The following is an 18,145-nucleotide window of genomic DNA, read 5'->3' as shown; positions in this document are numbered from 1 at the left end:
GATGAGCATGGAAGCACTGGAAGACCAGCTGACCGCCGACTTCTACAACTACGAGACGCTGCTGCCCGACGAGGAGCGCAAGATCCTCCTGCAGGCCCGCGACCTGATGCGCGAGCAGGTCAAGCCGCTGGTGAACGAGAACTGGGCCAAGGGCGAGTTCCCCCGCGAGCTCATCGAAATCTTCCGCGGCAGCGGGCTGGCCGGACTGCCCTATGAGGGCTACGGCGAGCACCCGGCCGCCGGCAGCAACCTGCTCAACGGCATGCTGGCCATGGAGATGACCCGCGTGGACGCCTCGGTGGCCACCTTCTTCGGTGTCCACAATGGACTGGCCATGTACTCCATCCACGCCGGCGGCGACCAGGAGCAGCGCGACCGCTGGCTGCCCGCGATGGCGGCCATGGACAAGATCGGCGCGTTCGCGATGACCGAGCCGCTCGGCGGTTCCGACGTCGCCGGCGGCATGCGCACCACGGCCAAGCGGGATGGCGACACCTGGATCCTCAACGGCGCCAAGAAGTGGATCGGCAACGCCACCTTCGCCGACTACGTGGTGGTCTGGGCGCGCGACGTGGACGACAACCACGTCAAGGGATTCGTGGTGGAGAAGGGCACGCCCGGGTTCAGCCCGGCGAAGATCGAGGGCAAGATCGCCTTCCGGATCGTGGAGAACGCCGAGATCACCCTGACCGAGGTCCGGGTGCCGGAGGCCAACCGCCTGCAGCGGATCAACTCCTTCCGCGATGTGGCCGAGATCCTGCGCGCCACCCGCGGCGGGGTGGCCTGGCAGGCGCTGGGCGTGATGATCGGGGCCTACGAGCTGGCCCTGGACTACGCCAAGGAGCGCAAGCAGTTCGGCCGCCCGATCGCCCGCTTCCAGCTGGTGCAGGACCTGCTGGTGAAGAGCCTGGGCAACATCACCGCCAGCTGGGGCATGCTGGTGCAGCTGGCCAGGCTGCAGGACGCCGGGATCTTCCGCGACGAGCACTCCGCGCTGGCCAAGGCCTTCGTCACCGCGCGGATGCGGGAGGTGGTGGCCTGGAGCCGGGAGATCTTCGGCGGCAACGGGATCCTGCTGGAGCACGACATCGCCCGGTTCTTCACCGACGCCGAGGCCATCTACTCCTTCGAGGGCACCCGCGAGATGAACACCCTGATCGTGGGCAAGTCGATCACCGGGCAGAGCGCCTTCGTGTGATCGGGACGAGAACGCAGCCGCCGGTGGCCCTGGTCACCGGCGGCTTTGCCGTGCGGGCGTGGCAGTCATGATCGAAGACGGGCCCGCTGGCCTACGCTGGGCGGCGTGAAGTCCAACGAGCGGGCCCGGCCGCCGGTCATCGCCGATGTGGCCCGTGCCGCCGGGGTGTCGGTGTCCACGGTGTCGCGGGTGCTCAACGGCGAGGTGCCGGTGGCCGCGGACAAGCGGGACCGGGTGCTCGCCGCGGTCCGCACGCTCGGCTACATCCCCAACGGCGCGGCCAGGGCGCTGGTGCGGGGCCGCCAGTCGATGATCGCCGTGGTCGCCGGGAACACCACCAGGTACGGCTACGCCAGCACCATCCAGGGCATCGAGGAGGCCGCCCGGCAGGCCGGGTACCTGGTCGTCATCACGGTGGTGGAGTCGCCAGGCAGCGCGGTGGTCGGCGGCGCGCTCGCGCTCAGCCTCAACCAGCCGGTGGCCGGGGCGATCGTGCTGGAGTACGACGCGGCGGGCGCGGCCGCGCTGGCCGCCATGCCGGCCTCGCTGCCGGTGGTCGCCGCGGCGCCCGCGCTGTCCCGGCACGGCGACCTGCCGCGCGTGGTGATGGACGACCGGGTCGCCGCCGAGCGCGCCACCCGGTACCTGCTGGACCTGGGCCACGAGGTGGTGCACCACGTGGCCGTGCCGCGCGCGGAGCGCTGGACCGGGCGGACCGCGGGCTGGCGGGCGGCCCTGGAGAGCGCGGGCATCGAGGTGCCGGAGGTGCTGGAAGCCGACTGGACGCCGAAGTCCGGCTTGGTGTATCTCCCGGCAGGCATCTCCCGGGGCGAGGTCACCGCGGCCGCCGGGCTGAACCTGCGCGAGCTCAGCACCACGCGCGCGGCGAGCGCGGACAGCCAGGTGCACGTGGTGGAAGCCGAGCAGGCGAAGCTGGGCGGGACCGCCAAGGTGACCGGCCTGCCGGCGGGCAGCGGCTCCAACGCCACCGGCGGCGGCTACGTCAGCGGGCTCGGCGCGGGCGCGGGCAACACCCTCACCCTCAACCGGCCGGCCCACTTCGGCCAGGGGGAGTACGTGCTGTCGGTGCACTACGCCAACGCCGAGCGCAACACCGGGCACGCCTACAACACCGATGTGATCAGCCGGTGGCTCGACATCACCGAGACCGGCGGCGGCAGCAGGCGCGAGGTGTACCGGCACAACTACGCCTGGGACAACTTCTGGTCCCACCCCACCCCGCTGCGCCTGAGCACACCCGGTGGCGCGCTGGTGCTCGGCAACGCGTCCGGCCCCGGACCCAACATCGACCGGGTGGAGCTGGCCAGGTTCGTGTTGTCCGTGCACAACAACGCTTGACGGTTGTTGACAGAAACACCGGGACCGGCTTTCCGGGCTGTTGTCGCTCTTAGGCTGCGATCCGCCTGACAACAGCCCGGGAGGCCACCCATGACCGCGATGAAGACACGGCGCACGATCCAGCGGTTGTCCAGCACAGCCGTGATAGTCCCGCTCCTGGCCATGACCGCGGTCATGTCCGCCCAGCCCGCCCAGGCGGCCGAGATGCCACCGAACCCGGTGCAGAAACCGGGCTGGGTCCTCGACCGCCAGGACGAGTTCAACGGCAGCCTGGACAAGAACCTGTGGATCACCAACTACCTCGAGTCGCGCACCCCCGAATGGCGGTCCAGGGCGCGGTACGGGTTCCGCAACAACGCCCTCGTGCTGCGGATCGACAACGACCAGCCCACCTACTACGCCAACGAGCCGATGAAGGTCTCCAGCATCCAGACCGGGCAGCGGACCGGTCTGCACAAGGGCTCGCCCCAGGACCACACGATCCCCACCATCTGGAAGTACGCGCCCAAGTACGGCTACTTCGAGATCCGCGCGAAGACCTCGGCCAGGAGCGGTGTGCACGCCGCGTTCTGGACGGTGGGCAAGCAGGACACCCGGGCGCAGAGCGCCGAGATCGACATCCTGGAACACGCGGGAATCCACGGCAGGGCCTTCAACTTCAACCTGTTCAAGTGGTCGGACCCGAAGATCCAGCAGGTCACCCAGTCGGTCCCGGTGTCCTTCGACCTCACCACCGAGATGCACATCTACGCCCTGGAGTGGACGCCGACCCAGATCAAGCTCTACGTCGACAACAAGCTGACCAGGACGCTCAACCAGTCTCCCGACTACGCCTCCGGATTCCTGCTGGGCATCTACGAGAACGCGGGCTGGACCGGCTCGGTGAACCCCTCGGACCCCCGGCCGAAGGAGTTCGTCGTGGACTACTTCCGCGCCTACCGCAAGGCTTCCTGAGCCTGCCCGAGCACAGAAGCCCTCCACGGGTAGCGCCCGCGCCGCCGAACGGGACGGTGCGGGTGTACTGGCCGGATCCGGCAGACAGGCCCGGGCGGGCCGAGTTCTACTGACGGAGCCCGGAACGGAGCCGGCGCGGGCGCCCGGTGCGCTGGACTGCTCCCAGCCCAGTACCGCGCACCGGATGGCCTGAGAGGCACCGGCTCCAGGGGCGGCCGCCGGGACCCTCGACCCGGCGGTCGCCCCGCAGCCCATCCGACGGGAGCCGGATTCCCTGACGCCGGAAGGCAGCTGATGCGGTTCTCCGGGGCAGCGGCTTCATCCTCGGAAACAGGGTGCGACCGGGAAATGACAGGTGATCGGCGCGGTTCCCGAGCACTGCGGGGGCAGCGCCCTCGGTGCGGCGGTGGCGGGGCACGGGGGCCAGGGCGGCCACACCCGTTGCCGCGGTGATGATCGTGAGACGCGGGTTCGGCATCGGTTCCGCTGCTCACGCGTTCGGGAAGCCGTCGGCGGCCGCGGCCGGACGGTCCGTTGCTCCCGGGTGTGTGGACGGTCAGCGAGCCGGTAAGCTTCTCCACGCCCTCGGTGACGTTGCGCGCCCAGGCATCATCCTTCTTGCCGGTGGCGATGGTCTGATCGGAGAGCACCACGGCACGGACACGCTCTTCCCGGCCCCGGCCCCGGCCCCGGCCAGCAACGCCTGGCGGCCTGGCCCCGACAGGGCAGCGCGACGGTGCACACGGCCGCCGAGCGGGTGCCGGCGAGCCTGCGGACCAGCGTCGCCAGCGCGCCAAGCCCCTCCGACGGCACCCGGGTCCACTCAGGACGGTCAGCGGCGGGCGGTCCGGCGAGCGCAGCGCCTCGAGCACGTCAAGGGCAACGCGTTCGCAGGGAGGGCGGAAACGGTCGGACTGCACGGTTCTCGCTCTGCTGGCGCCGGGGACGCCCGCCGTGAACCACTCGGGTGGGTGAGCGTACCCGGCCACGCGGGCCGCACCCAGCCGCGAACATCCGGCTGGGTGCGGCCAAGCGGGTCAGCAGGTGGAGTTGGTCTGGGTGAGCAGGCCCAGCCGCCAGGGCAGCAGGTTGTAGGGGTCGTTCGCGGCGGGGTCCTTGCCCTGGTAGACGTAGCGCAGATTGCACTCGCTGATGGTCATGTTCTGGTCGATGCCGTTGCGGATCAGCTCGCCGTGGCTGATGTCCGCGGTCCACGGCGTGCCGGTGAAGGTGACGTTGTTGGCGCGGGCGAACGGGTTGGCCTCGGTGTCGGCGAGGGCCTTCCACGGGCCGGTGATGGCCGGTCCGGTCCAGGACCGGAAGTAGCGCCTGCCGTCCGTGCCGATCGCCTCGACGATCAGCAGGTACTCGTTGCGGCCGGAGATCTTGTACACGTTGGGCGCCTCGAACAGCTTGAACTTGTTCGGGTCTCGCATCGCGATCACGGTGTTGCCCATGCCGTTGGGGAAGTTGGCCATGCTGGTCTCCGAGCGGTAGAGCTGCCCGTTGTCGTCGCTGGAGAACAGGTGGCACCTGGCGTTGTCGCAGACCACCCAGAAGTCGACCCAGTGGCCGTTGCCGATGTTGTCCTTGATGATCTGCGGCATCCCGTTGGCGTAGAACTTCTTCGGCGCGCTCCAGGACCGGGGGTCGCCGATGTCGCGGGTGGTGGAGTAGGCGGCGTTGTCGCCGGTCTGGAAGACCAGGTACCACAGCCGCTGCGGGGCGAAGTAGAACACGTGCGGCGCGGTCTTGTAGCCGGTGCCGATCGCGGTCGTGTCCAGGTAGTGGTGCTGCGCGGAGTTCGCCTGCGACCAGTCGGTGAAGTTCAGGTACACCATGCTGTAGTGGCCTTGGTCGTTCGTGGTGCTGGCGAAGACGTGGTAGCGGCCGTTGTGGTGGACCACGGTCGGGTCCTTGACCGCGCGGATCTTGTGCGTGGCATCGGACTTCGGCCCGATGACGGCGTTGCTGGAGCGCCACTTGAAGCTGGTCGGCAGGGCGGCGGGGGAGGCGTCGGCGGCGACCGCGGCGTTCGCGGTGGTCGTGGTGGCGCCGGAGAGCGAGGCGAGCGAGGCCGCCGCCAGGCTCAGGCAGGCGAGCAGGGATCTGATGCGCATGGTCGTGTCTCCATCACGGGTACTAGCCGGTGATCCGGTAGGTGACCAGTGAGCGGCCGGGCACGGTGGCGGTGAACGCGCCGCCGGTGACCCGGATCGCGGACTGGGCCTTGGTGCTGTTGGCGTTGTTGGTCAGGTACGGGGTGGCGGTGCCGGTGGTGATGCCGGTGCGCGGCAACGAGAAGCTCATCGGCGCCGCGCTGGTCGCGGTGTTGAGCGCGACCACGGCCAGGGAGCTGTCGCTGTTGCGGTAGGCGGACAGCCGCAGCGCGCCGTCGGCGGTGCTCGCGCCGATCCTGGTGGCATTCGGCCGGATGAACCGGCTGTAGTTCGCCAGCGCCCACAGCCGTTTGGACACCCGGTAGTTCTCGCCGTCGAGCTGGATGAGGCCGCGGGTGGCGCCGGTGGAGGCGCCGTACCAGTACACGTAGCCGTTGACGTTGCCGGTGGTGAGCGCGGTGTGCACGGCCTGGGCGATGGCGAAGCCGTCGTAGCCGCTGCCGTCGTCCCAGCTCTCCTTCCAGGCATCGCCCTTGGGGTTCCACTCCGACATCCAGGTGCGGCGGGAGGTCGGCAGCGGGCCGGTGATCTGGCTGGCGTAGGTGTGTCCGGTGTGGACGGACACGGCGGCCCGCGCGGCCGGGTCGGCCTCGATCGCGTTGGTGTAGGCGCGTTGCTGGTTCCAGCCGAAGGAGTCGCAGCAGGTGACCTGCAGGCCCGCGTTCGCCGCGATGGGGCCGAGCACCTTGGCGAACTCGGCGGCCTGGGCCGGGGTGAACCGCATGGAGGAGTAGTCGGTGGTGTAGTCGGGTTCGTTGGTGAACCCGAGATCGTTGATCTTGATGCCTTCCTGGGCGTAGAACTTGGCGTACTGCACCAGGTAGCCGGCGTACGCGCGCCGCCAGTCCCCGCCCGCACAGGAGGCCCCGGCCAGGCCGCACAGCGTCCCGCCGTTGGCCTCGTCGCCGTTGGTCTTCATGTAGCCCGGCGCGCTCCAGGCGTTGGCGTAGAAGCGGTTCACGCCGTAGGCCTTGGCCTGCTTGGCCAGCCACACCTGTTCGGTGTCCTTGCCGTCCCAGACATACTGCGGGGTCGCGTTCGGCCCGCCGGGGTTCTTGGGCTGGATCGAGCTGCCGGGGGTCGACCCGATGTGCAGCCGCAGGATGGACATGCCGGCGCCCGTGCTGCCGGAGAACAGCAGGTCCAGCACCTCCTTCTGCCGCTGGGCCGGCAGTCCGGCCGAGCCGCGCATGATCGCGGCCCGGCCGAAGGCCTCGGAGAAGCCAAAACCGTCGATCGGCTGGTGGGTCCGCCCGCCGTCGATGGTGGCTGCGGTGGCCGCGTGCGCCGCGGACGGGCCGAGCAGCAGGGAGCCAAGGCCCAGCAGGGTCGTCGTGGTTAGCGCGGCCAGTCGTCCCGGAACGCGACGGCGGGTGTGGATCTCGGACATGGCGGAACCTTCCACGGATAGGCGAGGAGCCGTCGCGGCTGCGCGACCGGGATCTGTCAGTGGCGGCATGTCCGGCCGGACGAACAGTCGTCGAACAACTCGCCGGAGCGTTCGCCGAGCCTGCCGCAGAGCCGGTCCAGCTCGTGGTCGATGCGGGTGGTCCTGGCCGTCAGCACCGAGGGGATGACCGGCCGCGCCACGGCGACGGCGGAGTCCAGGTCGCCGCCACAGGCGTGGCTGTCGGCAAGGCGCAGCGTCAGCAGCAGCTTGCTGCCCTGCCTCCGGGCGGGCACGTTCGCCAGCGAGGTCTCCGCGAACCGCACCGCCCGGCCCGCGACCGCCCGGTCGCCGGTGGTCTGGGCCAGGTCCCGCAGGCCGCCTGCCAGGTGCGAGGCGATCCAGGCCTCGCCCTCGGCGTCGCGGAACCAGGGCGCCTCGACCCGGTCCCGCTCGTCCAGCCGCGCCACCGCGCGCCGCGCCTGGTCGGACTGCCGGGCGAACTCGCCCTGGTCGCCGAGCAGGGCGTGCCCGCGTGCCAGGTGCAGCTTGGCCTCCACCGCGATCCACCGGCGGTCGCCGCCCAGCGCCGCCGCGGCGTTGCCGTACTCCAGTGCCGTGGCGGCATCGCCTTCGATCAGGGCGAGCATGCTCATGTTGGTCAGCGCCTCGCAGGCGGTGCCGTGCTGGCCAGAGGCCGAGGCCCACTCCAGGCTGCGGTGCAGCCAGGCCATGCCGATCCCGTGCTGGCCGCGCTCGATCCTGAGCCAGCCCGCCAGGTTGGCGTACTGGGCGGCCAGCTTCAGCACGCCGACCGCGACCGCGCCCCGCGCCCTGGGCACCAGACCGATCAGGGCGCGCAGCGCGTGCTCTGCGTCCGAGGCCAGGCCGCCCGCGGAAAGCGAGTCCAGATCAGCCTCGATGTAGCTGGTCAGCAAGGCGGCGAAGCCGTGCACCGTCGCCGCGCCCACCGTGCCGGTCCCCTCCTGGAGCACCTCCGCCAGTCCGGCGGCAGGCACCGTCACCGTGCAGCCGGCCGAGGAGTGCAGCGGGCACATCACGCCGTAGGCGGGCAGCTCGACCTGCCGGGAGCGGCGCGGCTGGGCAGGGCTCTCGGCAGGCGGGGGACAGGGCAGCGGCGCGGTCACCGCGGCGGCCCCGCCACCGGAACGTAGGTGGGTGGCCAGCGCGAGCAGCGCGCCGCCGGCCTTGAGCAGGTCGTCGGCCGCACCGGCGAAGGAGATCCGGGGCGCGCGGGCGCCACTCTCCAGTTTGGACAGATAGGTGTGGTCGTAACCGAGCCGGGCGGCCAGCTGGGCCTGGGTGAGTCCCGCTCGCTCGCGCAACCGCCGCAACTCCCGGCCGAACCGGTCCCGGTTGGTCGCCGCCTGCCGATCCTGCACGACGTCTTCCCTTCAGCCGGGGAGAAGAACCCGGGCCGAGGTTACGTCGCGGGGTTGGCCGGTGTCAGTAGTCCGTGCAGTGGAAGTGTGGCGGAAATTCGTTGCTGGCAAGGGAATTCGATTCGATTCGATTCGAATTCCCTTGTCCGCCAGTGGTTCCTGCGGGCAGAAGCGCTACCCCGGAGGCTGGGCGACGAGCTCGATCATGGTGCGCACCGGCACGAACGGCGGCAGCTCGGTGAAGGCCTGGCGGTGCCCGATGACGAACCCGGCGTCGCGGACCGCGGCCTCGGTGTCCCGGTTGGGATGGCAGCCCGCGCCCATCCGCCGCCACAACGGTGCCAGGCGGTCCTGCCACCAGGCCAGGCTCCCGTCGCCGCGAACGTGCTCCAGCACCACCAGACTCCCGCCCGGCACGAGCACCCTGGCCGCCTCCGCCAGCGCGCGGGCCGGATCGGCGACCGTGCACAGCACCAGGGTGAACACCACCGCGTGCACGCTCTGATCCGGCAGGGGCAACCGCTCGGCCGGTGAGTCGAGCACGTCCACCGGGGCCGGGCAGCTGGTTCGGCGCGGCAGCAGCCGTTTCCGCATGTGCGGGTCCGGCTCGGTGGCGACCACCCGCTCCGCGCGGCGGAAGTACGGCAGGTTCACCCCGGTGCCGGCGCCGACGTCCAGCACCACGCCGGTCAGCTCGGCCAGCAGCCGGTTCCGGCGGCCGGCGAGCACGTGGTCTTCCAGCGAGCGGCTCATGCGGTCGTAGACGGCCGCGAAGAGCGGGTGACCGGTCATCTGCACACCCTACATGATGAACACACTTCACTATGTATGGTGTGCAGATGACATCAAATGCGGCCGAGGCCTTCGACCGGGCGTTCCTGCTGGCTGCCCGGCTCGCCGAGCTGATGCAGCAGGCCCTCGCCGGGCGCGGGCTCACCCCGGCGCGCGCCGAGGTCCTGTTCGTGCTGCGCAACCGGGGGCCGCTGGTGCAGCGGGAGCTGAGCCAGGAGCTGCGTTGCAGCCCGCGGCATGTGACCGGGCTGGTGGACGGACTCAGCGCGGGCGGGTTCGTCCGCAGACAGCCGCATCCCACCGACCGGCGGGCCAGCCTGGTCGCGCTCACCGACCGCGGCCAGGAGACCGCCGACTGGATCCTGAGCTCCCGGCGCCAGGCCGCGGAGGCCGTGCTCGGCGACCAGAGCGCGGCGCGGCTGACGGCCTTCGTCGCGGTGGTCGACCGCATCGTCGAGCGCCTCGGCCAGCCCGAACCCCGGGGCTCGGCGTGACCGGGTACGAGGTCGTCGTCATCGGCGGCGGGCAGGCCGGGCTCGCCATGGGACACCACCTGCGCCGCCGTGGCGCGGACTTCGCCATCCTGGACGCCGGCGACAGCCTCGGTCAGGTCTGGCGGTCACGCTGGGACTCCCTGCGCCTGTTCACCCCGGCGCGGTACGCCGCCCTGCCCGGCCTGCCCTTCCCCGCACCCGGCGAGATTTACCCCGGCAAGGACCAGGTGGCCGGCTACCTCCGCGACTACGCCGCGGCCTTCGAGCTCCCGGTGCGGCTCAACACCAGGGTCACCGCACTCGCCAGAGGACCCGAGGGCTACCTGCTGACCACCGGTGCCGGCCCGGTCCGCGCCCGCGCCGTCGTGGTGGCCACCGGTCCCTTCCAGACGCCTTTCGTGCCAAGCACATCAGCGGGGTTCGCCGCGGAGGTCGGGCAGCTGCACAGCTCCCAGTACCGCAACCCAGGGCAGCTGGCCGCCGGTCCGGTCCTGGTGGTGGGTGGCGGGAACTCCGGCTTCCAGATCGCAGAGGAGCTCGCCGCCACCCACCGGGTGCACCTGGCCATCGGCACCCGCAACGCCACCATCCCGCAACGCCCGCTCGGCCGCGACATCTTCTGGTGGCAGACGGTCACCGGGCTGATCAACGCGCCCGCGACCTCTCGCCGCGGGCGGTGGATGCGGCGCGGCGAGGGCACGGTCATCGGGGTCTCCGTCCGGGACCTCCGCCGGGCAGGCGTCACCATCAGGCCGAGAGTGGTTGCGGCACAAGGAGAACGCGCCGTGTTCGCCGATGGCAGCGGTGCGCCGGTGGGCACGGTGGTCTGGGCGACCGGCTACCGTCGCGACCACTCCTGGATCCAGATCCCCAGCGCCCTGGACGAACACGGCCACCTCCGCCAGGACCGGGGTGTGACGCCCGTGCCGGGCCTGTACGTGCTCGGCCTGCCCTGGCAGCACTCGGCCGGGTCGGCGCTGCTCGGTTTCGTCGGGCGTGACGCCGCCCGCCTCGCGGGGCACATCGCAGTCGAAACGCATCGATAGCGGCTGGCTCGTGGCATGGCGTCTTGACTGCGATCTGACGTTATGCCAGCGTCGCTCCATCTCGCGAGGATCGAAGCGCTTCGACAGGAAGGCGGGTGGCTTGGGTGGTCATCAGCGCTGACGCGGCTCGGCACGGCGCGGACACCGTGCTGTGGTTCCGCACGCCCGCCCAGGTGTGGGAGGAGGCGCTGCCGCTGGGTACCGGGCGGCTGGGGGCGATGGCCTTCGGCGGGGTGGACGGGGAGCTGCTCCAGCTCAACGACGACCGGCTGTGGACCGGAGGGCCGATGCGCCCGCCGCAGGGCGATCCGGCCGTGGTGGAACGCGCCAGGCGGCTCGCGCTGGCCGGTGACGCGGTGGGGGCGGAGGCCCTGCTGCGGACCGTCCAGGGCCCGGACACCGCCCGCTACCTCCCGCTCGCCGACCTGTGGCTGGACGTGCGCCTCGTCGGGCGGGACGGGCCGACCGCGGCCTACCGGCGGCGGCTGGACCTGGGCACCGGGGTGCAGACGGTCAGTTACCGGGTCGGCGACGTTGGGGTGCAACGGGAAGCTGTATGCCATCCCGGGCAGCACGTGCTGGCCTGGCGAGTGCAGGCCGAGGGCGGTAGCGCGGTCGAGGTGGCGGTGCGGCTGGAGAACGCCCTTGGTGGCAACGGTTTTGGCGGCGGGGAGGTCGCCGGGCTGTCCGGGGTGGCCGGGATGGCCTACGCGGTGGCCACCGTGGTGGAGCGGGACGGGCCGGACGCGGTGACCGTCTACGTGGCGACCGAGGCGGGATACCGGGGCCCGGACAGCGAACCGGAACGGGATCCGGCCGAGTGCGCCCGGCTGGCCACCGCGCGCGCCGAACAGGCCCGGCGGCTGGGCTGGTCGCGGTTGCGGGCGGAGGCCGTTGCCGCGCACCGAGAACTGTTCGACCGGGTGCGGCTGGACCTCGGGCAGGCCCCCGACCTGCCGACCGACCAGCGGATCGCGCGCAGGGACCCGGCGCTGGCCGCGCTGCTGTTCCACTTCGGCCGCTACCTGCTGATCACCAGCTCACGGCCGGGCACGCTGCCGGCCAACCTGCAGGGCATCTGGAACCCGCACGTGGAGCCGCCGTGGCGGGGCAGCTACACGCTCAACATCAACCTGCCGATGAACTACTGGCCAGCCGAGGTCACCGGGCTGCCCGAATGCCACCAGCCGCTGCTGGAGTTCGTCGAAGGACTGGCCGCCCACGGCGAGCAGGTGGCCAAGGCGCTCTACGCCGCGCCCGGCTGGACGGCCCACCACAACAGCGACCCGTGGTGCCTGGCCACCCCGGTGGGCGAGGGCACCGGCGATCCGGCGTGGGCGAACTGGCCGCTGGCCGGCGCCTGGCTCAGCCTGCACCTGTGGCAGCACTTCGGGTTCGGCGGCGACCTGGACTGGCTGCGCGAGCGGGCCTGGCCGGTGCTCCGCGGCGCGGCGGAGTTCTGCGCGGCCTGGCTGATCGAGCACGAGGGCAGGCTGACCACCGCGCCGTCGACCTCGCCGGAGAACCACTACCTCGACGCGGCGGGCAACCCTGCCGCGGTGGGTGTCGGCGCCACCATGGACCTGACCCTGGCCTGGGAGCTGTTCGGCTGCCTCGCCGCGGCCGCGGCGGCACTCGGCCTGACCGGGGACGAGGTGGTGGCGCGCGCGGAGGCGTTGCGGTGCAGGCTGCCCGCGCCGCCGATCGGCAGTCGCGGTCAGCTGCTGGAGTGGGCGGCCGAGCTGCCCGACGCCGAACCGGGCCACCGGCACGTCTCCCACCTGGTCGGCCTGTACCCCGGGCGGCGGATCGACCCGGTGCGCACCCCGGCGCTGGCGGCGGCGGCCCGGCTGGCGCTGCTGGAGCGGGGCGACGCGGGCACCGGCTGGTCGCTGGCCTGGAAGACCGCGCTGTGGGCCCGGCTCGGTGATCGGGACCGCGCCGCGGAGCTGCTCGCCCTGTTCCTGGCCGACGCCACCGTGGCCAGCGGGCAGGGCGGCGTCTACCGCAACCTGTTCTGCGCGCACCCGCCGTTCCAGATCGACGGCAACTTCGGCATCACCGCGGCCATCGCCGAGATGCTGGTGCAGAGCCACCCCGGCGAGCTGCGGCTGCTGCCCGCGCTGCCGAGGGCCTGGCCTCGCGGTTCGGTGCTGGGGCTGCGCGCACCTGGCGGCATCACCGTGGACCTGGCCTGGGAGGACGGCGAGCTGACCACGGTGGTGGTGCACGGTGTCCGGTCGCCGGTCGCGGTGCGCTACCGGGACCACCTGGCGCGCCTGGGGCCCGGCGGCCATCAGGTGCTCGACGGCAGGCTGACCGCGCTCAGCTGAGGGTGGCGGTGCTGCCGCGATCGGTGAGCCGGGGCTGGAGCAGCCGCACCTCCGGCGGGTGCTCCTGGCCGAGCCGGGACATCACCATCTCGACCGCCATCGCACCCAGCTCGTCCACCGGAATGGCGACCGAGGTGAGCGGGACGGACTGGTTCTCCGCGACCTCGTCCGGGCACAGCGTGATCACCGACAGGTCCTCGGGCACCCGCAGCGACCGGCGTCGCAGCTCCAGCAGCAACGAACCCAGCACCGCCTCGTTGTGCACCACCAGGCCGGTGACCGCGCGTCCGGGAGCCAGCACCTCGTCCAGGCACCGCACCACCGCGTCGTAGGCGGGGGAGCAGGGGTGCGCGGAGGCGGTCAGGCCCCGCTTCCCTGCCTCACCCTCGAACCCGGCCAGCAGCCGCGCGGCGTAGCTGGTGCCCCGTTCGTACACCGCGGGCGGCGAGCCGATCAGCGCGATCGAGCGGTGGCCGCGCTCGCCGAGGTGGGCGGCCAGCTGCCTGCCCGCGGCGGCGAAGTCCAGGTCGGCGCAGCTGAGCCCGTCGTGGTCGTCGGGCATGCCGATCAGCACCACCGGCGCGTCCACCGCGCGCAGCTCGGGCACCCGCGGATCCGCGCTCTCCACGTCCATCACGATGATCGCGTCCGCCATCGCCCGCGCGGTGACCCGGTGCGCCTCACCGGGGCCTGCCTCGTTGGTCAGCAGCAGCACGTCGTAGTCGTGGGCGCGCGCGGCCGAGGCGATCGAGGAGACGAACTGCATGATCACCGGCATGTTCAGCCCGGCACGCAACGGCACCACCAGGCCGAGGACCTGGGACCGGTTCGAGGCGAGCGCGCGGGCCCCGGCATTGGGGTGGTAGCCGAGCGCGGCGATGCTGCGCTGCACGCGGCGCCTGGTCGCCTCGGAGATGGCCCGCTTCCCGCTGAGCACGTAGGAGACGGTGCTGGTGGAGACCCCGGCGTGGCGGGCGACCTCTTTGATGGTGATCATGCCCGCCCTTCGCGCCACGCCGGTTGCCTGCCCGGCATCGTAGTGCCACCGCGGCGAGGTCAGCCGAAGACTCGGCGCTGGATCTCGCGGCGGTAGTCGGCGAGCGTGTTGTCCAGGTGCACCCCGGTCGCCTGCGCCGCGGCCTCCGGATCGCCGTCCCGGATCGCCTGGTAGATCGCGGCGTGCTCCTCGACGGCTTCGGCCGCGTGCCCGCCGATGGAGCCGTGCAGGCCGATCACGTGGGACTGGCGTTGCAGGCGGCGGGCCTCGCGTACCGAGGCGACCAGGAAGTGGTTGTGCGCGGCGGCGGCGATGCCCAGGTGGAAGTCCTCGTCACCGCGGTCGAACAGTTCGGGCTGCCCGGTCAGGTGGCCCTGCCGGCAGAGCTCGGCAGCGGCTTTGAGGGCGCGCAGCTCGGCCGGGGTCGCGTGGGTGGCGGCGAGCCTGCTGGCCGCGGTCTCCTGGATGCGGCGGAACTCGAAGAGCATGTAGACGTGGTCGAGGTCGGTGGGCAGGAAGAACCCGCCCCAGCGCGCCGAGCCCAGCATCCCGTCGTCGTCGGCGACGTAGAGCCCCCTGCCCTTCTGCGCCCTGACCCGGCCGATCGCGGAAAGGATCTTGACCGCTTCCCGCACCACGGTCCGGCTGGAGCCCAGCCGGGTGGCCAGCTCGTTCTCGGTGGGCATGCGGTCGCCCGGCCGTAGTTCCAGCTCGGCGATGAGCTCCAGGATCCGCTCGGCCACCAGCTCGTAACCGGGCTTGTACGAACCGGTCTCCGGACGTGCCTCGCTGTCCACCCGCATGCCTCCTACCCCGTGGGACCACCAGGAAAGAGTCTGCCCGAGGTTGAGGTGCCCGGGGTATAAATCAGACTCATATCTTGACCTGATGGTCACACTGCGACTCCTATGTATGACACAAGCGGCGCGTGTGCCGCACAAGCCGGTCGGAATTTCCGCAATGAGTCAGACACATTCTGGGGAGTAGCTCATGACAGCGAAGCTCGCCTGGCTGGCCGGCTGGGCCGCGGTCGTCCTGGCCGCCACCGCCTGCGGCAACGGCGGTGGGACGGCTGCTTCGCAGGCGTTGACGGTGTGGGTGGACTCCACGCGACTGGCCGCCGCGCAGCTGTACCAGAAGCAGAACCCTTCGGTGCCGATGGACATCGTCACCTACGACGGCGGCGCGAACGGCTCGAACTACCTGCAGACCAAGGTGAGCCTGTTCAACCGGACCCGCAGCGGCTGGCCGGACGTGGTCTTCAGCTCGCAGAACAACGAGACCACCTGGGCCGTGCCGGCGAAGTTCGCCGCGCCGCTGGACAAGGGAGTGATCCCGCGGTCGCTGCTGGAGGGCTGGGCGCCCGGCGCGAACGACCCGTGCGTGGTCGAGGGCACGCTGTACTGCCTGCGCAACGACCTGTCCCAGACGGTGCTCTGGTACAACGCGTCGCTGATGAAGCAGTGGGGCTACCAGGTCCCCGCCACGTGGGAGCAGTACGAGGAGCTCGGCCGCAGGGTCGCCGCCGAACATCCCGGCTACCTGGTCGGTTCCGCCGGTGACACGTTCACCCCGGAGATCTACCTGTGGGCGGGCAAGTGCGGCGCCAACCAGATCACCGGGCCCAAGCAGGTCACCGTGAACACCACCGGTCCGCAGTGCACCCGGATGGCCGCGCTGCTGGACACGCTGATCAAGAACGGCACCCTGTCCACCAGCAGTGTGTTCAGCTCCGACTTCGGCAAGAACCACGCCGACAAGATCCTCATGATGCCCGGCCCCGCGTGGTACGGCGGCTCGCTGTTCCAGGGCACGTTCAAGGTGCCGCCCGGCCAGACCGCGGTCGCCCCGATGCCGCAGTGGGCCGGCGACCCCAGCCCCTCGGCGGGCAACGTCGGTGGCGGGACCTGGCTGCTGTCCGCGCACAGCACCAAGGTGAAGGCCGCCACCGACTTCCTGACCTGGGTGACCACCTCGGCGGACTACCAGGGCCAGCTCGGCCCCGGCTATCCCGCGTACCGGCCCGCGGCCGACGCCTGGCTGGCCAAGCAGGCCGCATCCGGGTACTACGCCAACGACATCGCCGCGCCCCTGCAAGCCGCGGCCGGTCAGGTGTGGCCGGGGTGGGGCTACGGGCAGTTCAGCCAGGAGGCGATCTGGGCGGCCACGGTGACGCCGGGCCTGCACGCGGGCAAGACCATCGTCTCGATGCTGCCGGACTGGCAGAAGGCGATCGCCGACCACGCGCGCTCCGACGGCTACCACGTCAGCTCATGACCGCCGGGGTGCGCTGGCGCGCGGGCCACGGTTTTGTCGCCCCATACGTGGTGCTGCTGCTCGCTTTTGGTGTCCTGCCAACGGGTTACGCGATCTACTTCGCCTTCACCGACGCCGGTGGCGCGTTCGTCGGCCTGGCGAACTTCGCCGCCGCCGCGAGTGACTTCCGGTTCGCCGCCGCGGTCGGGCACGTCGCGCTGTACCTGGTCTTCTGGCTGGTCTCGCTGGTGGTGTTCGTGGTGGTGCTCGCGCTGCTGCTGCACCGGGTGAGCTCGCGCGGCCTGAGCAGGTCCTTGCGCTTCCTGTACTACCTCCCCGGCGCGCTGGCCGGCTCGGCCAGCGTCCTGGTCTGGCTGTTCCTGCTCGACCCCGCGGTCAGCCCGGTCGGCTTCCTGTTGCGCGCCTTCGGTTTTGACACCTTCGGGCAGGTGGTCGCGCCGGATCACCTGCCGATCCTGTTCACCCTCATCGCGTTCTGGACCGGCGCGGGCGGGTGGATCGTGGTGATGTACGGGGCGTTGAACACCATCTCCGCCGACCTGCTGGAGGCGGCGCGGATCGACGGCGCGGGCGCCTGGCAGACCGCGCGGCACATCCAGCTCCCGTTGCTGCGCAAGTGGATCGTCTACATGGTGATCCTCGCCTTCGCCGGCGGCACCCAGCTGTTCGTGGAACCGCAGCTACTGTCCCAGGCGAGCGTCGGGGTCGCGGGCCGGGACTACTCGCTCAACCAGCTCTCCTACGAGTTCGCCTTCCAGCACAACAACATCGGCACCGCCGCGGCGATCTCGGTCGGGCTGCTGCTGACCGGGCTCGTCGCCGCCGGTGTGTTCGTCGCCAGATCGAGGTTCTTCGATGCCGACTGACCTGCGGCGCAACCCGCTGCCCTCGCTGGTCCTCGCGCTCTTCCTGCTCTTCTTCGCCCTCCCGGTGCTCTGGCTGGTGCTGGCCGCCACCAAGACCGACGAGCAGCTCGTGCGCGACCACCCGCTGTCCATCGGCTCCTGGCAGGCACTGCTGGCCAACTGGGAGGCGCTGACCGCCTTCCAGGACAACGTGATCTTCCGGTGGCTGGGCAACTCCGCGCTGTACTCCTTCCTCGCCCTGGCCATCACCCTGTGCGTGGCGGTGCCCGCCGGGTACGCGCTCGCGCTGACCGAGTTCCGCGGCAGGCGCACCCTGCTGGCGGTCACCCTGGTCGTGATGCTCATGCCCAGCGCGACGCTGGTGGTGCCGCTGTTCCTGGAACTGAACGCGGTCGGCCTGATCGGCTCGATGTGGTCGATCGTGCTGCCGTACTCGTTCTATCCCTTCGGGGTGTACCTGGCCTACATCTTCTTCAGCACCGCCCTGCCGAGGGAGCTGCTGGACGCCGCCAGGCTGGACGGCTGCTCGGAGCTCGGGGTGTTCGGCCGGGTCGCGCTGCCGCTGGCCGCGCCGGTGGTCGCACTGGTCGGGTTCTTCAGCTTCGTGGCCAACTGGACCAACTACTTCCTGCCCTACGTCCTGCTGCCCGCCAGCGACCAGTTCCCGGTCCAGGTCGGTCTCGGCGAGCTGCTGAACAACGTCCCCCAGTTCAACCCGACTGTCGGCGAGCTGGCGGTCCAGCGCCCGCAACTGGCGCTGGCGACCCTGGTGGCCATCACCCCGGTGCTGCTCGTCTTCCTGTTCTCCCAACGATTTCTCGTCGCCGGGATGCTCGCCGGCGCGACCAAGGAGTGAGCT

15 protein-coding genes are annotated in these 18,145 nt (G+C 71.2%); 9 read left to right on the top strand and 6 right to left on the bottom strand.

All coding sequences use genetic code 11. The features are described 5' to 3' along the window. Position 1 precedes the first annotated feature (1 nt). The 3 genes from ACWDY5_RS17815 (at position 2) to ACWDY5_RS17805 (ending at position 3,511) form a co-directional block, all read left to right on the top strand. Complete coding sequence (locus ACWDY5_RS17815) at positions 2-1,198, top strand: acyl-CoA dehydrogenase family protein (RefSeq protein WP_449723275.1); 1,197 nt, start codon at positions 2-4, stop codon at positions 1,196-1,198. 105 nt (positions 1,199-1,303) lie between these two features. Beyond that, positions 1,304-2,557, top strand: coding sequence for a LacI family DNA-binding transcriptional regulator (locus ACWDY5_RS17810; protein ID WP_449723274.1), 1,254 nt, complete (start codon positions 1,304-1,306; stop codon positions 2,555-2,557). A 126-nt stretch (positions 2,558-2,683) separates the two neighbouring features. Continuing rightward, positions 2,684-3,511, top strand: coding sequence for a glycoside hydrolase family 16 protein (locus ACWDY5_RS17805; protein WP_449723273.1), 828 nt, complete (start codon positions 2,684-2,686; stop codon positions 3,509-3,511). Positions 3,512-4,548: 1,037 nt separating this feature from the next. On the opposite strand, the gene ACWDY5_RS17800 is transcribed toward ACWDY5_RS17805, so the two are convergent. The 4 genes from ACWDY5_RS17800 to ACWDY5_RS17785 all read right to left on the bottom strand — a co-directional run bounded on the left by ACWDY5_RS17800 (position 4,549) and on the right by ACWDY5_RS17785 (position 9,273). Next, positions 4,549-5,631, bottom strand: a complete 1,083-nt coding sequence (locus ACWDY5_RS17800) for a non-reducing end alpha-L-arabinofuranosidase family hydrolase (protein ID WP_449723272.1) — start codon at positions 5,629-5,631, stop codon at positions 4,549-4,551. Between the two features lie 22 nt (positions 5,632-5,653). Next, complete coding sequence (locus ACWDY5_RS17795) at positions 5,654-7,081, bottom strand: glycoside hydrolase family 30 protein (protein ID WP_449723271.1); 1,428 nt, start codon at positions 7,079-7,081, stop codon at positions 5,654-5,656. A gap of 56 nt (positions 7,082-7,137) precedes the next feature. After that, positions 7,138-8,481, bottom strand: coding sequence for a helix-turn-helix domain-containing protein (locus ACWDY5_RS17790; RefSeq protein ID WP_449723270.1), 1,344 nt, complete (start codon positions 8,479-8,481; stop codon positions 7,138-7,140). A 174-nt stretch (positions 8,482-8,655) separates the two neighbouring features. Further along, a complete protein-coding gene (locus ACWDY5_RS17785; RefSeq protein ID WP_449723269.1) occupies positions 8,656-9,273 on the bottom strand; it encodes a class I SAM-dependent methyltransferase in 618 nt (205 codons plus the stop codon). Positions 9,274-9,320: 47 nt separating this feature from the next. Here ACWDY5_RS17785 and ACWDY5_RS17780 point away from each other — a divergent pair, with 47 nt between their 5' ends. The 3 genes from ACWDY5_RS17780 to ACWDY5_RS17770 all read left to right on the top strand — a co-directional run bounded on the left by ACWDY5_RS17780 (position 9,321) and on the right by ACWDY5_RS17770 (position 13,146). Beyond that, on the top strand, positions 9,321-9,767 hold the full coding sequence (locus ACWDY5_RS17780; RefSeq protein WP_449723268.1) for a MarR family winged helix-turn-helix transcriptional regulator: 447 nt from the start codon (positions 9,321-9,323) through the stop codon (positions 9,765-9,767). Beyond that, entirely contained in the window at positions 9,764-10,813 is a 1,050-nt protein-coding gene (locus tag ACWDY5_RS17775) for a flavin-containing monooxygenase (protein ID WP_449723267.1), read from the top strand. The genes ACWDY5_RS17780 and ACWDY5_RS17775 overlap by 4 nt, the downstream gene beginning before the upstream one ends. 95 nt (positions 10,814-10,908) lie before the next feature. Next, positions 10,909-13,146 (top strand): glycoside hydrolase family 95 protein, encoded by a 2,238-nt coding sequence (locus tag ACWDY5_RS17770; RefSeq protein ID WP_449723266.1) that lies wholly within the window; start codon positions 10,909-10,911, stop codon positions 13,144-13,146. Here the strand turns inward: ACWDY5_RS17770 and ACWDY5_RS17765 are convergent. Together ACWDY5_RS17765 and ACWDY5_RS17760 are read right to left on the bottom strand one after the other, a co-directional pair. After that, entirely contained in the window at positions 13,139-14,143 is a 1,005-nt protein-coding gene (locus ACWDY5_RS17765) for a LacI family DNA-binding transcriptional regulator (protein WP_449723265.1), read from the bottom strand. The two genes, ACWDY5_RS17770 and ACWDY5_RS17765, sit on opposite strands and share 8 nt — an antisense overlap. Before the next feature lie 59 nt (positions 14,144-14,202). After that, on the bottom strand, positions 14,203-14,946 hold the full coding sequence (locus ACWDY5_RS17760) for a FadR/GntR family transcriptional regulator (RefSeq protein WP_449723264.1): 744 nt from the start codon (positions 14,944-14,946) through the stop codon (positions 14,203-14,205). A gap of 187 nt (positions 14,947-15,133) precedes the next feature. Between ACWDY5_RS17760 and ACWDY5_RS17755 the strand changes: the two genes are divergently transcribed. Genes ACWDY5_RS17755 through ACWDY5_RS17745 form a run of 3 tightly spaced genes read left to right on the top strand, consistent with a single transcriptional unit; the run spans position 15,134 to position 18,142 of the window. Next, complete coding sequence (locus ACWDY5_RS17755) at positions 15,134-16,420, top strand: ABC transporter substrate-binding protein (protein WP_449723263.1); 1,287 nt, start codon at positions 15,134-15,136, stop codon at positions 16,418-16,420. Then, positions 16,417-17,286, top strand: coding sequence for a carbohydrate ABC transporter permease (locus tag ACWDY5_RS17750; RefSeq protein ID WP_449723262.1), 870 nt, complete (start codon positions 16,417-16,419; stop codon positions 17,284-17,286). The genes ACWDY5_RS17755 and ACWDY5_RS17750 overlap by 4 nt, the downstream gene beginning before the upstream one ends. Beyond that, positions 17,276-18,142, top strand: a complete 867-nt coding sequence (locus ACWDY5_RS17745) for a carbohydrate ABC transporter permease (protein ID WP_449723261.1) — start codon at positions 17,276-17,278, stop codon at positions 18,140-18,142. Before ACWDY5_RS17750 ends, ACWDY5_RS17745 begins: the two co-directional genes overlap by 11 nt. Positions 18,143-18,145: the final 3 nt, after the last annotated feature.

This window comes from Crossiella sp. NPDC003009 (assembly GCF_053591555.1).
Note: the sequence above shows the minus strand (reverse complement) of the source record. Positions and strands in the feature narration are given on the sequence as shown.

Bases quoted from the DNA above. Each gene is read 5' to 3' on its own strand.
- ACWDY5_RS17765 (WP_449723265.1), bottom strand. From the start codon at position 14,143: ATGATCACCATCAAAGAGGTCGCCCGCCACGCCGGGGTCTCCACCAGC.
- ACWDY5_RS17745 (WP_449723261.1), top strand. From the start codon at position 17,276: ATGCCGACTGACCTGCGGCGCAACCCGCTGCCCTCGCTGGTCCTCGCG.
- ACWDY5_RS17750 (WP_449723262.1), top strand. From the start codon at position 16,417: ATGACCGCCGGGGTGCGCTGGCGCGCGGGCCACGGTTTTGTCGCCCCA.
- ACWDY5_RS17795 (WP_449723271.1), bottom strand. From the start codon at position 7,081: ATGTCCGAGATCCACACCCGCCGTCGCGTTCCGGGACGACTGGCCGCG.
- ACWDY5_RS17800 (WP_449723272.1), bottom strand. From the start codon at position 5,631: ATGCGCATCAGATCCCTGCTCGCCTGCCTGAGCCTGGCGGCGGCCTCG.
- ACWDY5_RS17755 (WP_449723263.1), top strand. From the start codon at position 15,134: ATGACAGCGAAGCTCGCCTGGCTGGCCGGCTGGGCCGCGGTCGTCCTG.
- ACWDY5_RS17785 (WP_449723269.1), bottom strand. From the start codon at position 9,273: ATGACCGGTCACCCGCTCTTCGCGGCCGTCTACGACCGCATGAGCCGC.
- ACWDY5_RS17760 (WP_449723264.1), bottom strand. From the start codon at position 14,946: ATGCGGGTGGACAGCGAGGCACGTCCGGAGACCGGTTCGTACAAGCCC.
- ACWDY5_RS17815 (WP_449723275.1), top strand. From the start codon at position 2: ATGAGCATGGAAGCACTGGAAGACCAGCTGACCGCCGACTTCTACAAC.
- ACWDY5_RS17780 (WP_449723268.1), top strand. From the start codon at position 9,321: ATGACATCAAATGCGGCCGAGGCCTTCGACCGGGCGTTCCTGCTGGCT.